General features: G+C 42.3%; 9 protein-coding genes. 2 read left to right on the top strand and 7 right to left on the bottom strand.

Annotated elements, in window-relative coordinates:
• Window positions 1-7: 7 nt before the first annotated feature.
• The 6 genes from G8D99_RS05860 to G8D99_RS05835 all read right to left on the bottom strand — a co-directional run bounded on the left by G8D99_RS05860 (window position 8) and on the right by G8D99_RS05835 (window position 12179).
• A complete protein-coding gene (locus G8D99_RS05860) occupies window positions 8-2647 on the bottom strand; it encodes a bifunctional aconitate hydratase 2/2-methylisocitrate dehydratase (protein ID WP_166323490.1) in 2640 nt (879 codons plus the stop codon).
• 298 nt (window positions 2648-2945) lie between these two features.
• Window positions 2946-3215, bottom strand: a complete 270-nt coding sequence (locus G8D99_RS05855; RefSeq protein ID WP_166323488.1) for a hypothetical protein — start codon at window positions 3213-3215, stop codon at window positions 2946-2948.
• Window positions 3216-3375: 160 nt separating this feature from the next.
• Window positions 3376-3975 (bottom strand): hypothetical protein, encoded by a 600-nt coding sequence (locus tag G8D99_RS05850; RefSeq protein ID WP_166323486.1) that lies wholly within the window; start codon window positions 3973-3975, stop codon window positions 3376-3378.
• Window positions 3976-4294: 319 nt separating this feature from the next.
• Window positions 4295-4672 carry a hypothetical protein gene (locus G8D99_RS05845; protein ID WP_166323484.1) on the bottom strand — a complete coding sequence of 126 codons (378 nt, stop codon included), beginning with the start codon at window positions 4670-4672 and terminating at the stop codon, window positions 4295-4297.
• A 137-nt stretch (window positions 4673-4809) separates the two neighbouring features.
• On the bottom strand, window positions 4810-9342 hold the full coding sequence (locus G8D99_RS05840; protein ID WP_166323482.1) for a translocation/assembly module TamB domain-containing protein: 4533 nt from the start codon (window positions 9340-9342) through the stop codon (window positions 4810-4812).
• A 77-nt stretch (window positions 9343-9419) separates the two neighbouring features.
• Window positions 9420-12179 (bottom strand): autotransporter assembly complex protein TamA, encoded by a 2760-nt coding sequence (locus G8D99_RS05835; RefSeq protein WP_166323480.1) that lies wholly within the window; start codon window positions 12177-12179, stop codon window positions 9420-9422.
• Between the two features lie 175 nt (window positions 12180-12354).
• Here G8D99_RS05835 and G8D99_RS05830 point away from each other — a divergent pair, with 175 nt between their 5' ends.
• Window positions 12355-13677, top strand: coding sequence for an MFS transporter (locus G8D99_RS05830; protein ID WP_166323478.1), 1323 nt, complete (start codon window positions 12355-12357; stop codon window positions 13675-13677).
• 3 nt (window positions 13678-13680) lie between these two features.
• Window positions 13681-14316 (top strand): 2-polyprenyl-3-methyl-6-methoxy-1,4-benzoquinone monooxygenase, encoded by a 636-nt coding sequence (gene coq7, locus G8D99_RS05825; protein ID WP_166323476.1) that lies wholly within the window; start codon window positions 13681-13683, stop codon window positions 14314-14316.
• A 56-nt stretch (window positions 14317-14372) separates the two neighbouring features.
• Here the strand turns inward: coq7 and G8D99_RS05820 are convergent, their stop codons facing one another.
• On the bottom strand, window positions 14373-15311 hold the full coding sequence (locus tag G8D99_RS05820; RefSeq protein ID WP_166323474.1) for a LysR family transcriptional regulator: 939 nt from the start codon (window positions 15309-15311) through the stop codon (window positions 14373-14375).
• Window positions 15312-15461: the final 150 nt, after the last annotated feature.

The following is a 15461-nucleotide window of genomic DNA, read 5'->3' as shown; positions in this document are numbered from 1 at the left end:
CAATAAATTAAGTCAACTGAGCAGCAGCAATTTTCTTGGTATCAACATCTTTAGCAGCGTCAGTATAGTCGCCCATTTTGTCGAAGCTTAAGTATTGATAGATGTCAGCAGACATGCTGTCAATTTGAGCTGCATACTGTTGGTATTCTTCTGGGCTTGGTAAACGACCAAGTACAGCAGCAACAGAAGCAAGTTCAGCAGACGCTAAGTAAACGTTCGCACCTTGACCTAGACGGTTCGGGAAGTTACGAGTAGAAGTCGATACACAAGTCGTGTTCGGCGCTACACGTGCTTGGTTACCCATACACAATGAACAACCTGGCATTTCAGTACGTGCGCCAGCTTTACCATAGATGTTGTAGAAACCTTCTTCCATCAATTGACGTTCGTCCATACGCGTAGGCGGAGCAATCCACAAACGAGTTGACAATACGCCACCCGGAACTTTCTCAAGTAACTTACCAGTTGCACGAAAGTGACCGATGTTTGTCATACATGAACCAACGAATACTTCGTCAATTTTCACGCCTTGAACATCAGAAAGTAATTTCGCATCATCTGGATCGTTCGGGCAGCAAAGAACAGGTTCTTTGATGTCGTTAAGATCGATTTCGTACACTTTGGTGTATTCAGCGTCAGCATCAGCTTTAAGAAGTGATGGGTTCGCTAACCATTTTTCCATGTTCTCAACACGACGAGCCATTGTACGCGCATCGCCATAACCTTCAGAAATCATCCATTTCAACATTGTAATGTTTGATTTCAGGTATTCAGCAACTTTCTCTTCAGAAAGTGTGATCGAACAACCCGCAGCAGAACGTTCAGCAGAAGCATCAGACAATTCGAATGCTTGCTCAACCGTTAAGTCAGTTTCCATTTCTGTTAAGTCGATTTCTAGAATACGACCAGAGAAGATGTTTTTCTTACCTTTCTTCTCTACAGTTAAGTCGCCTTCTTGAATCGCGCGGTAAGGAATCGCATGCACTAGGTCACGTAGTGTGATACCCGGTTGCATTTTACCTTTGAACTTAACAAGTACAGATTCAGGCATGTCTAATGGCATAACACCAGTCGCTGCAGCGAACGCAACAAGACCAGAACCCGCTGGGAATGAAATACCAATTGGGAAACGCGTATGTGAGTCACCACCAGTACCTACGGTATCTGGAAGAAGCATACGGTTTAACCAAGAGTGAATAATACCGTCACCTGGGCGTAAAGACACACCACCACGGTTCATGATGAAATCAGGAAGCGTGTGTTGCATTTGAACGTCAACTGGTTTTGGATACGCAGCGGTATGACAGAAAGATTGCATAACAAGGTCAGCAGAGAAACCTAAGCAAGCCAAGTCTTTCAATTCGTCACGTGTCATTGGACCAGTGGTATCTTGCGAACCCACAGTCGTCATACGTGGTTCACAGTAAGTACCCGGTAAAACACCTTGACCTTCAGGAAGACCACAAGCGCGACCCACCATTTTCTGTGCTTGAGTGAAGCCTTTACCCGTTGCAGCAGGTTGAACTGGTGTACGGAACAATGTAGATGGAGCAAGACCTAAAGCTTCACGTGCTTTAGTGGTCAAACCACGACCAACGATTAAGTTAATACGACCACCCGCACGAACTTCGTCAAGAAGAACTGGAGTCTTAAGTTCAGCTTCAGCAATCACAGCACCGTCTTTAGACGCAGTTACTTTCGCAGCAGCTTTATCGATCTTAAGTGTGATCTCGTCGCCCATGTTCATGTTAGCAACATCGATCTCGATCGGTAACGCACCCGCATCTTCCATAGTATTGAAGAAAATCGGCGCGATTTTAGAACCTAAGCAGTAACCACCGTCTTTTTTGTTCGGGATGTGCGGAATGTCATCACCAAAGAACCAAAGCACAGAGTTCGTTGCAGATTTACGAGATGAACCTGTACCAACAACGTCACCTACGTAGGCAACTTGGTTGCCTTTCGCAATCAGTGCTTTAATTTGGCTTAATGGACCAACTTCACCTGGTTTTTCAGGGTTGATACCATCACGTTCGTTTTTAAGCATTGCATTTGCATGCAATGGAATATCTGGACGGCTCCAAGCGTCTTGTGCAGGTGACAAGTCGTCTGTATTGGTTTCGCCAGTGACTTTGAACACAGTCAGTTTAATTTCTTCTGGAACGTCTTCACGGCTTGTGAACCATTCAGCGTCAGCCCAAGACTGCATAACAGCTTGTGCATTTGCATTGCCCGCTTTAGCTTTATCGGCAACGTCATGGAACGCATCAAATACAAGAAGTGTTTTCTTCAACGCTTCAGCAGCAAGTTCTGAAAGTTCTGCGTCGTCAAGAAGAGCAACTAAAGGTGCAACGTTGTAACCACCAAGCATAGTACCTAGTAAGTAAACAGCACGTTGTTTAGTAATTAAAGGAGATGTTGCTTCGCCTTTTGCCAATGCAGCCAAGAAAGCAGCTTTTACATAAGCAGCTTGGTCAACACCCGCAGGAACGCGGTTTTCAAGCAAATCAACGAGGAATGCTTCTTCACCTGCTGGTGGATTTTTTACTAATTCAACAAGTTGAGCAGTTTGAGCATCATCAAGTGGCTTCGGTGGGACTCCGAGTGCGGCACGTTCTTCAACGTGTTGGCGGTAAGCTTCAAGCACAGTTTATTCCTCTTTTTAAAAAATTGCCTCTGAATTCCAGCTCTTTACAAAGCTTCATAGGCAATATGGACGATTAAATTTTACTAAAATTCAGGCCAAAAGTTAATGAAAGTACCGTATATATTCGTGATGACCGTCATTTTCTAACTAAATGTCTAAATTCGGAAAATTTAGCTGAAAAATGAAGTACTTTGGTTCATTTCTTCATCGCAAATTTTGTCTAGCTTGATTTTTGGCTCAAAAACCAAAAAAAAAGCAACCTATGTTGCCTTTTTTTTCCAAGTTTAGATATGCAACCTTAGTGTACAGTGGTCTTATTTAGGTACTGTTGCAAGCTTTCTTTGTTGCCTTCGAAGCGCAATAGAATTTGGTCATCATGCAACATGCAATGTTCTGCACAGGCAAAACTGATATGAACCTGATAAATCTGCGCATTTTGATCAATCATTTCTTTAATATAAACACGGTCACCTAAACTCAGTACATAATGACTACCATTGATGACCGCGATCCCTTTTTCATCTTCTAACAATAAATCTGCATTATGCATATACGCGACAACTTCCATCGTTTCGCTCCTCATGATTTTTATTCTATATCTCATTTATATAAGCATTTCACTTTTATAGCGAATGCTTTTTTGTTTCAAGCGATAACCAAAAAGCCTACTCAGGTTGAATAGGCTTGCATTGATCATTCTTTTTGTGAATATCCATTAAAGGCTCTGTTTAAAGGCACTGCTTACTATTTTGATAGACCTGAATATTTTCTAAATCGGCTTCATGTTTTTTATATTTTCGAACAATGTAGTTGGCTTGAGCTTCAGAAGCATTGTGTGCCGCCGCTTGTTGCGCAGCCTGTGCTTTTTTATTGCTACTGTGTGATGTCAATGAACTGGTCAACTGACCACCCATATTGGCCAACCCCATAATTGCAGGGCCACCCGTTGCTACTGCAAGTGTTTTGGCACCGAGTGATGCAACGGAGACTAAGCCTGAAAATAGACCGCCGGACTTTTTACTGTCCCCTTGCGATGATTGCTGTGCTTGATGTTGATCTGCTTGATCCAATAAATTTTGCATTTCGCGTTTTGCATTCGACGCATAGACGGTCAAATCAGCACAATCTGCATTTTTAAGTCGCCCGACTTCAATCGGTTCAAAATCATGACTCATCCCTTGTGCTTTTAAGGCAGCCAATTGACTCACTGCCGAAGAGTCATAGCTCGGACTCTCTTTTTTCGAACCGAACAACCCTGCATGACTAGGTAAACTTAAGCCCAGTGTTAAGCTTGCGATTAAAACTGAATTGAATGCCATTTTGTTCATACGATGTCCCCACTTGCATGTTTTTATTGTGATGCACTAAGGCTAGCGTATTAATTTGATTATTTTTTAACCGTTTATTTTTCACATGACAGTCATTCTATCTGTGGCATCGTTTATGAAATAAAAATAATCAATGTGTTTAAATACAGAGAATCTATTCACATTTTAAGCACCAATACATAACTCGGTTGAGTCAAAAGGATTGAATATCAAGTTGGGCTAAATTGTTAGCACTTATGTATTTAAATGATTTTATGCAAAAAAAGGATGCCTATCGCATCCTTTAATTTTCAAACTCGCTTTCACATACAGATCGCGATTAGAACTGTTTGTAATCTGGCATTTTTTTCGGATCAAACGGTGTATCGATACAGGTTTGATACGCTTCATCTTTGAATTTCACTTGAACTGCATCTTTGTCTTTAGACAATTGATCTGCAGGCAGAGCGTAGACTTTTTCAATTTGAGCTAGAACAAAAGCTTTGGTGGTTGGGTCAGTGACCTTATTGGCATAGTCCACGGCAGCTTTTTGCGTAATACCATTTTGACGGTCCAATACAATCGAACGAGCAGCATTACCAATACTTTTACAGTAACCTTGCCATTGTTGCTCAGGGGTCAACGGTGCTTTTTCTTCACCACAACCTGAAACCAAGACCATCGCACTTAACATGCTTAGGATCACTAACTTTTTCATACGATTCTCCTCAGGTGGCTATGATACTGAATCTTGCTATAAATGGAAAATAACATCAGACGCATGATTGAAAAAACCCAACCGAAGTTGGGATTCATCGTTTTTTCAATAGGGTCTAAGTTTTAACTCTGCCCAACTTAGAAGCGCCAATGGTAGAACATATCAATGGCTTTTTCCAAAGACTGACTTGCCTCTAGATAAAGACGTTGATTCATCTGATAACGTAAGGTCAGCTTATTGACTGGGGTAAATACACCCACGCCATAACGAATATACAGATCAGGGGTAATATAACCGGTCACACTGACTTGGGTGTCATCGCCTGTACCTTGTGCATCGAGTGCCAAACCACTTAAACCTAAAGTACGACCAATCTGATTGGTAAAGGCACGTGTTCCACCTAACCCCAGACTGATCCCTGCGGCAGCAATGGTGTTATTGACATCAGACTTAAAGCCTTCGGCATTGTTTAGACCGCTTGAACCATCGTTAATACGACCGGTAATCAAGGCATTCATGGCTTCTTGTTCAGACAAGCCGGCATCATTATACACCTGAATGTTTGGACTGTTGGCCGTACCTGTGACACGAACACCAACCAAACTGCCCGAAATGTTTTTATTGGCATCGACATCAAGCGATGGGTTCGCTAAAGCCCCATTAAAACGTGCAATCGCTCGATTCAAATCTAAACGCTGACCATAAGCTTCAATGGTCACTTTTTGGCTGACGCCGATTGCCCCTGTTGCACGCATTGCAGTTTCTAAACCATGCTGGGTCATATACACCCGACCAAGCAATGGAATACGACTGTTAAAGCCTTGGAAAATCACTTGTTGCCCTAGATTCAGTTCAACATCTGCACGAATATCCCAAGGTTTTGCCGCTTTTAAGATCGCGAGTCGGTCATCGCCTTCACGCACCACACGTACATCAGCAGACAGTGGCACCACCGTTGCACTCGATTCCGGCATTGAAATTAAAGCACGTGGCACATCGACTTTACCTTTCACCGTGACTTGCTTCGACATTGGGCGTGCATCAACATCCATTTGGGTATTGACCACGGCAGTAATCAGTGGTGCTTGGCGAATCAATAAGTTATCGCCTTTTAAGCTCAACTGAATCCGAGGGTCATTTTTCCAATCGATATTACCAGTCAGTTTACCCACACCTCGACCACTGTTAAATGCGCCATTGATGCTGGCTTCATTTTGGCGAATCGATGAATATAACTGTACATTAGTTAAATTGACAGGCAGTGAAATCATACTGATTTGACCGTCTTTCAAACGCATTTCACCATTAAACAGTGGTTTGGTCAGTGTCCCACTGATTTTACCCGCGAGTGACAATGTGCCATCGAGCTTACGTACATCCGCAATAAACGGTTTTAGAATTTTCAATTGAATTTGATTAAAGGCAATTTCACCACGCATCGGTTTAGCATCGACATAAGGATTCACCACCACACTGGCATAACCCGTACCAATGGTCGGTGCTTTCAAGTCAACACGCAGCAATAAACCTTCTTGCACACTTTTGGCAATGATGCTGGCTTCGTCATAATTCATGGTCGAGGCTACATCATCTGGATCGACCGCACTTAAGCCTAACTCACCATTACGGGTCACCAAACGTGCATCGATTTTAGGGTTAGCCCCTTGCGCCCATGAGGCTTTGGCATAGCCATTGAGTTTGCCTGTGATCGCCAAGCCTTCAGGCATAAAGGCTGCAAAATCTTTTAGATCCAAATTTTTGGTCACAAAAGACACATTGCCTTTGGTTTTGCTGACACGTACCGGTTGGTCAAAACACAGCTGGCTTTGTTGACTCGACCAACAATGTTGTCCCACATAGACTTCAGATTTAGCGGTGTTGTAAATCACAGGGGCTTTTTGATCTTGGAACAAGTGCGCACGTACCGAGTCGAACTCACCTTTTTGAATTTGTCCAAGCCAGTCATTTTGCGGATTAAATCCACCTGCCAACTGCACATAAAATTTCGAGCTATTGTTCCACGCTTGCAGCTTAGCAATATGCGCTTTACGTGTGCCTGCAATCGCAAACTCAGCATGTTGCATTTCACGATTACCACTGCGTAAATTAGTAATCACTGCCGAAATTTGGGATGGCACCGTTTCAGAAGTCGGCAACTCGCCTTTGAGTGTGATCTTTTTAATGCTCACCACACTGTTGTAGCCAAAGTTGTCGACCACCAAATTGGCGGTTGCACTCATTCTTGGCTGAGACTGCAAATTGATAAAGCCTTGTGCCTTGCCTCGTAATCCCGGATAAACTTCAAACAATGCCGGAGCATTGATTTTAACCCTTAGATTTTGCGCATTGCCGGAGGCCTGCAATTGGTTTTGTGCATAAGATACAAATAAGTTATTCGCCTCAAACTGCTGTGGCATAAACCCATTTTGGTTTGAGTTAATCACCAACGCCAAATTACCTTGGGCACGTAAAGGCTTGTTATTGATCATGCCTGCCAAATTTAAACGTTCAATGCTGACCCGTTTTAACTGATCTGACCAAACGCCCTGAGATTTCACATTACCCGATAATTCACCTCGAACACTCGAAACAAAATAATGCGGTTTAAAACGAATTAACGAAGCATTCACATTCCAACCAATGCCATTGGCAAGGTCCAATACACCATTGGCATTGATCTGTCCTGCTGCACCATTGTGTTTAAACTCGGCAATGTTGATGAGCTCAGGCGTACCTGATAAACGCATTTTCAGAATGCCATCGCCTTGAGGAAGCTGCGTCGATGCCAGATTGCCGTCATAATTCACAGCAAAACTTTTAAACGCCCCACCGGCTTTCTCATCATTAAAAATTAAGGCAATGGTACTTTTACCGGTCAGTTTGACCGTTTCAGCTTTGCCTTGGTCGACGATATGACCATTCAGGTTAATGGCATTTAATTGAATAATTTGTTGATTCGGCAGTGCGTAGCCATTGGCTTTCAGCTCACCATTCAACACATCGACCGGTGCCGCAGGCACAATCGATTGCGGGTTAAAGTCTTTGGCATTTAAGACTGCATTCCATTTTAACTGACGCTTTTCATCCGGTAGATCGACGACTGCCTGTCCAGTTAAACTGCCTTTCGAACTTGCTTGATAACTAAAGGTCGGAATCTTGAGTAAATTGCCTTTTAAGTCCAACTGGGCATTGTATTGACCTGCAGGTAGACTGCCTTTTTCATGTTGTTTAACTACTGTTGCGACATGAATATCTTGACGATCATCCACCAACGCCAATTTGACTTGACCTGAATCACTACTCAGCCAACCCACATACGGCACGGCACGATCAATATTTTTCCAAGCCACATCAAGCAGCATTGGCTCAAGTTTTTCGCCTTTTTGCTCGGCTTGTTTAAAGACTAAATTCCACGTTTCATAACGATCAAAATCAACATTGGCATTGACGGTCATGCCATTTTTTAAATCGCCGGTCGAGGCAATATTGGCATCTAAGGTTGGCGGTAAAAAATCCTGTACCACTTGTGGAATTGCTTTGTCTTTGGGATTAATTTTATCTAAACGACCTTTTATATCCCAAGTCACAATATCTTTCCAACTCACCACACCGGCCGCATTCACTGCGCCACCCATGACTTGACCATTAACATTGGTGATATCAATTTGATTGACCAAATCGGTATGTCCCAATGCGGTATATTGCCCCTCAGGAATATTTTTACCACTAATGTCGGTGTTTAAACTGATATCTAAGCGATCAATATTGCCTTGATATTTGGCGATGCCTTTTTTAGACAAGACCTCATATTCTTGTAAAAATGGCCAATGGTAGTTTTTAAATTTCAGCGCACCTTTCATCGGTACAGCTTCACGCATCGGGTGTACCACGCCCCAACCGGTGAGCAGATCCGGTGTTCGTGAGGCAAATCCGGCTTGAATGGTGTCGAGTGAGCCTTTGGCGTTTAACGCAATGTCTTCCACATTGATGCTTTTTAAAGATGGAATTCGAACAATGCCGGTGACATCTAAGGGATACTTGCCTTGCTTAGTAAAACTCATTGAGCCATTGGCATCACGAACATTTAAATAGCCCATATCGACTTTGGTGTCTTCAAAAGTCAGATCAGGACCTTTCCACAAAGCATTATTGACCTGACCCTCATAGAAATCGACTTTGGTGCCTGAACCGGTTTGGATCAACATATAGTCAAAATCTAATTTGTTCACCCGGAGTACAAACGGCAAGGCAATGTCATTAAACTGAAATGGCTCATCACTCGGTGGATTTTTTAGAATAATTCTTAGATTTTTAACATCAGCATGGCTTAAATGCACTTCTTTACTGATAATCGCACGCCAACCTAAAGAAATATCGGCATGATCGATTTTTACATCCACCGGTTTAAGGTTGACCAAAACGTTTTTTAAAATAATCCCTTTGAGTAGATTACCGCCTTCATACTCATAGGAAATCATTTTTTGAGCCGACAAGACCCGATCCAGTAAGAACTTACTGCCCTTGTCGGTGGAGAACATCACAGCCAAAGCAGCAAAAAACAAAATCAGCAGAAACAGCAAGGTCAGCAAAATACTGCGTAAAACACGGCGTCTGCGTTTTGGCGATTCTATTTCCGATGTTGGTTGATCTTGCTGCTCGAGTTCAGCCATAAATATTCCAAAAATTAAAGCGTTGTTTCAATCTGTCCACTTAAATGAACATATTTAATTAAAATCGTTGTTTCATTCTACAACTGTGAACCAATAAAGAAATGTAAACGAATCGGATGGGCAGGATCAGACACTCCTGATGCCACATCTAAACGAATGGGTCCAATTGGCGATGACCAACGAATCCCCAAACCCATACTGTATTCGGTGTCATTCTTAAATTTTTCATCGTAGGCATTACCAAAGTCAGAAAACACGGCTGCACGCCAACCCGGTTTAAACTGATAGTTGTATTCCACCGTACCGACCGCCAAAGCCTGACCACCGACTTTAAAGCCATATTCTGTTGGCGATAAACTCTTGTAGTCAAAACCCCGTAGGCTTTGGTCACCACCGGCCAAGAAACGTAAGTTATACGGCACTTTTTCAAAATCTTTAGTAAAGATATAACCTAAATTCGCCCCAGCAATAAATTGGTGATTGTTGTCCTTGCCTAAAGAATACAAGCCCTTAAAGCTGGCATTGGCAATCGCCATATCGGCATCAGAAAATAAACTTTCACTGCCCAACTGAATTTTATAGTTTTGTTTAAAACCTTTGGTTGGATTGACCCGATTGTCACTCAAAGTTTTGGTGACTTCATAACCAAACAATAAGGACTGTTGTTCAGTATTGGCACCCGGCGCTAGGAACGCATCTGGAATATCATCAAAGTCGATATCCCCTTCGATATTTCCATCGACACCCACTCGGTCTAAACGGTAACGCAGTCCAATCACATGCTGCCATTCTTTACGTGAACCTTTAATGATTCGATCGGCACCGGCCACCGCAGATTCTACAATCAGCCCTAGTCCATTACCAATCTTGTCACGTTCTTCACGTTCATAACCACCCACCAGACTGATGTAATCATTCAATGGATGCTTGTACGGAATGTTATAACGCCCATCGAGCGATTGACGAATTTGTGACAGCTCTAAGTTGGCATCAAAAGAATGTCCATTTTCATTGACAATGGCACGGCGATACTGACTACGCAAACGCACACCTGTGTCGGTGCCATAACCAATCCCGGCCTCTAAACTATTGAGTTTATCGGCATTTAAAGTCACGATCACCGGAATCTCTTTCTCAGCCCGCGCTTGAGCCTGCAACCGTTCAGTCTCTTTTTGTTTCGCGAGCGCTTTACTTTGTGCTTCGGTTAAATTCGGATCGGTTTTGGCCTCTTGCACACCCGCAAATTGATTCTCATCTGCGACATTTTGCACCACGTCATCAGGAGTTGTGGCAACCGCCTTTTTCTTTTCTTCAGGCAAAAATGCATCTGCTGAGACTTTTTGTTCATCTACCAACGCTTGTAAATCCGGGGGAAGTTCAAGCTCTTTTATAATGGGTTCAGGTTTAACCGCATCCACCAAGGTGTAATTAAAATAACGCGAGTTGGTTAAATTGTTGGACAATACATTGACACGCCACGCGGTATAGTCTGCACCGTCTTTCCACGGCGCTAAGGTTTGTAAAATTTCTTCCTTAATCGGCAATGGCTTGCTCGGATCACTCATTTGAAATTTCACATGACCAATTTTATAACGATCACCGGTTTCATATTTTAAATTGATATCGGCTTGATTCTCTGGACGTGCCAACATCACATCGTGCATCCGCCAATAAGCATCAAAAAAACCATTATTGGCTGCGGCATCCGTTATACGAGCTTTGGTGGTTTCGTATTTTCCTTGATCGAGAATATCGCCGACTTCAAGCTCAGGAAGCACTTTAATCACTTGCAGTTGCGCTAAATTCTTGCCTGCACCGCTAAATTCAATATTTTGTTCACGCACAATCACTGGTTCATTTGGGGTGACCGTGACACGGACTTTATTGTCGCTGATTTTTTCAAATTTAAATTCAGCGTCATAGTAGCCCACAGCTTGCGCCGCTTGGTTGGTCAGTGAACGCAGTTGCGGAACCGCTGCGTTATAATCTGCAAAAGACTCAACCGTAAAGGAAGATAATTTCGCTTTAATGTTGTCGGCTAAAGCTTTTGGCGCGCCGGCTACATCGGCACTGATTTTAGGTACGCTCGCCACTTGATTCATGCGTGCAGGGCGAATTTTATAAAACAAGCGCTTCAACAGATTTTGTTTTTCTTTGGACTGATCACCGGCAACCGTTTGCGTTGCCAACGAACGCCCACTTTGGTTTTCTTCAACCACAAATTTACTGTCTGCTTGAATGCTTTGCATCAATTGATCGACATTGACCGGTGCCGTTTGAATTTCAGTGAGTTCAGCTTTGCTGATTTCAGACACTTCCAGCTCAGGTGCTTTAAGCCCACCTGCGCGATAGCTTTGTGCTTCTGCCTTGGCTTGTTCCGCCTGCTGTAAAATATCATTGGCTAAAGTTGGATCAACCGACTGTACCGGTAAATCTTCTAAGTCTTCAAATTCAATTGGCTTAAAGGCTGAACGATTGGCCGCAGACTGTTGACGCTGCTGCTCAAGCATGTCTAAGCTGTCAAATGCAGGGGCTTGCTGGTTTTGTTGAATCGATTCGATCTTTTCGTCGAGTTGTTCAATTTTTTCATTCGATACGCCTTGTTGCACCGCAGCTGTTTCTAAGGCTTTTTTATGCTCATCGAGTGCCGCCTCAGACTGAGGCAATTGGATATATTGCGGGTCATTACTTTTGCTTTCAACAGCCAAAACGGCAGGCGACGTAAATACACTTAAAAAAACACTTGCACACAACCATTTATTGATATCATTTGGCTGGAATATCGTGTGCATGCTCACGGCAAGCATTGATTTTTTAAACTGAATATTCGTTGGCATACCACGCTCTAAACACATTATCTTTTAAATTGAAAATACTGAGACATTTTCGTCAACATTTCAGTGCAAATTTCGAGTATTTTCATCGAGTTTTAATACAAAAGTATGATACATGATTTTGAGATATTGTTACCAAAACATCACATTTCTTAATAATTTTTAATGAAGCCTGTAAATGATGGAAAAAAATGAATCTCTTTTAGGAACGCGTCGCTTTTTACCGATGTTCCTGACCCAATTTTTTGGGGCCTTAAATGACAATGTTTTTAAACAATCGCTGTTGTTGGTCATTACTTACGGACTCATTCAGCAACAAAGCGCAAGCGTGAGCACCTTAAACAATTTGGCTGCGCTGTTGTTCATTCTGCCCTATTTCATTTTCTCTGCAACTGCGGGTCAAATTGCCGACAAATATGAACGCTCATTTTTAATCCGTAACATTAAGCTTTTAGAAATCGTGATCATGCTGATTGGTAGCGCAGGCTTTATGCTCGGAAATCTATGGCTGTTACTGATTGCCTTATTTTTGATGGGAGTGCATAGCACCTTCTTTGGCCCAATCAAATACGCCATTTTGCCAGAAATTTTAAAACCCAAAGAACTGATGTCCGGTAATGCGCTGTTTCAATCCGGCACCTCGATTGCGATTCTTGCCGGTATGATTTTGGGTGGAACTGTCATTTCCAATTCACATGGCAATCTGCTGTGGATCAGTTTGACTGTAGTGTTCATTGCCGTAATCGGTTATCTGTGTAGCTGTTTTATTTTAAAACAAAACACTAGTGAGCCTGATTTAGTCATCGACTGGAATGTGTTTAAAACCACAACAGACACCTTAAAGTATGCCAAAAGCATTCCTTTGATTTTCACCATTTTATTGGGTAATTCTTGGTATTGGTTTTATGGCGCAACCTATCTGACCCAAATTCCACAACTGACTCAACAAAACTTACATGCGTCTGAAAATGTGGTGAGTTTATTACTCACCTTCTTCTCTGTGGGTATTGGTGTCGGCTCATTACTCTGTCGTAAAATTGGTGGCGCAGACGTTAATATCAAGATGGTTCCCTTGGGTGCAATCGGCTTAACTGTTTTTGCTTTTTACTTGGCGATCAGTCTTGCTTTTGTGCCTGAACGTACAGGTGATTTCATTGGCATCAAAGACATGTTTACGTTAGGTGCGAGTTATTATCATGTGATGATTGCAGTGACCTTGCTGGGCATCAGTGGTGGTTTTTATATCGTGCCACTTTACGCCATGATGCAAGCCTATTCACCACGTTCACATCGTGCACGTGTGGTGGCCGCCAATAATATTTTGAATGCCGTATTCATGGTATCTTCTGCTATATTCTCAATCATTATTTTAAGTATTCTTGAAATTGACATTAAAATCTTGTTTAGCATCACTGCGGTATTGAGTGCCGTGTTTTCGATTTGGCTTTTAATGCGCCTAAAACCGATGCTAAAAACTGAAAAAATCGCGTTGGAGGATTAATGCATGCGTCAATACACCGGTTTAGACAAATTTATTCATTCTTTTGATCAAGCATTGCGTAGCCTTGTGCCCGGAACCACCTCAGCACAGCGTGAGAACCCAAGTGTCGATGCCGAAACTCAATTGGCAGTGACCGAAGCCCGTCATGTTGCAGGTTTAATGCGGGTCAATCACAGTGGTGAAGTCTGTGCGCAGGCGCTATATCATGGTCAGGCTTTAACGGCAAAATTGCCCAATGTTCGTCGCGAAATGGAATCTGCCGCGATTGAAGAACAAGACCATTTGGCATGGTGCGAAGATCGCTTAAAAGAATTGGACAGCCATACCAGTCTTCTGAATCCAGTTTGGTACGGTTTGTCTTTTGGGATGGGTGCAATTGCCGGGATTGCAGGCGATAAGTACAGCTTAGGTTTTGTGGCTGAAACTGAGCGTCAAGTCAGCCAGCATTTGCAAGATCATTTACGTCAGTTGCCTGAGCAAGATGAGCGTTCACGTAAAATTTTGATGCAAATGAATGAAGATGAACTCCATCATCGGGATACTGCACTCAACGCAGGCGGTGTCGATTTGCCTTATCCGGTGCGTATTGCCATGACAGGCATTTCTAAGCTCATGACCAAAACCAGTTACTTTATTTAAGACGTGTTCAAATAAGATTTTGAAGACTGTTTTTAAGACAACAAAGCCCTGATGATTCAGGGCTTTTGCTTATTGGGTTGCATATTCATATCTTTTAAATTTTCATAAAAGACTTGGCGAATCCATTGATGGCTTTTTTGATTATGACTGGAGATATACCAAAACTGTTTAATGGAATAACTTGGAAACTCAGGCGGTAATTCTAAAATTTGTAGATTGCCCCGCGCCAACAGCACTTCACTTAAATAATAAGGCACAGTCGCAATCGCATCCGACTGTTGCACCACCAAACCCACGCCCAAATAACTCGGTAAACTCATCACTTTATGACGGCGAATGCCCAATTGCCCAATATGCCGTTCAAAAGAAAAATGCCCTGCTCCGACTTCAACTTCAATATGCTTTTCAGCCAAATACTGTTCTAAACTGATTTTTTGTTGCTGAATTAACTCAGGATTCAGCCGTGGATGATCTTTCGATGCAATCACCACAAAATGTTGCTCAAACAGTTTTTGCTGATAGAAATAATCATCCAATTGTTCATAATAGCCCACAATCAAATCAAGCGTGCCATCCTTCAATAAATCTAGACTTTGCGGTTTGATGGAATGCACATTCAATTGCATTTGAGGTGCATGGTCTTTTAAATAATTAGAAATTTGTGGCAACAACACTAGATGTGCTACATCTGTCATGGCGATATTGTAAATTTTTTGCGACTCAAAATGATTAAAATGCTCTCGGTGCTGACAAATTTCATGAAAATTATTGATTAAATTCGACACCATGGGTAACAGTTGAATCGCCAATTCCGTTGGACGCATTTCATTATCGACACGAATAAATAACGGATCATCATAATATTTACGCAGTTTATTGAGTAAATTACTCACGGCCGGCTGACTCAGTTCTAACTCACGCGCTGCGATAGACACATTTTTAAATTTATACACATACAGAAATATTTTTAAAATTTTAATATCAATTTCGGACACACATTTTTCCCTAAATTTAACCCGCTGTGTAACCCAAAAAGACGCTCTCCTCAGACAACGCCTTTTTGTATGATGCAAGATGCTTTAGCCGATTAATTCAAAGCCCGAAACAATCTCGCATTAGCATCATAAACCGATTAGTTGTGCATT

The sequence above is a fragment of the Acinetobacter lanii genome, from assembly GCF_011578285.1.
Lineage (GTDB): Bacteria > Pseudomonadota > Gammaproteobacteria > Pseudomonadales > Moraxellaceae > Acinetobacter > Acinetobacter lanii.
The sequence above is the reverse complement of the archived record's forward strand: the minus strand, read 5'-3'. Positions and strand labels throughout refer to the sequence as shown.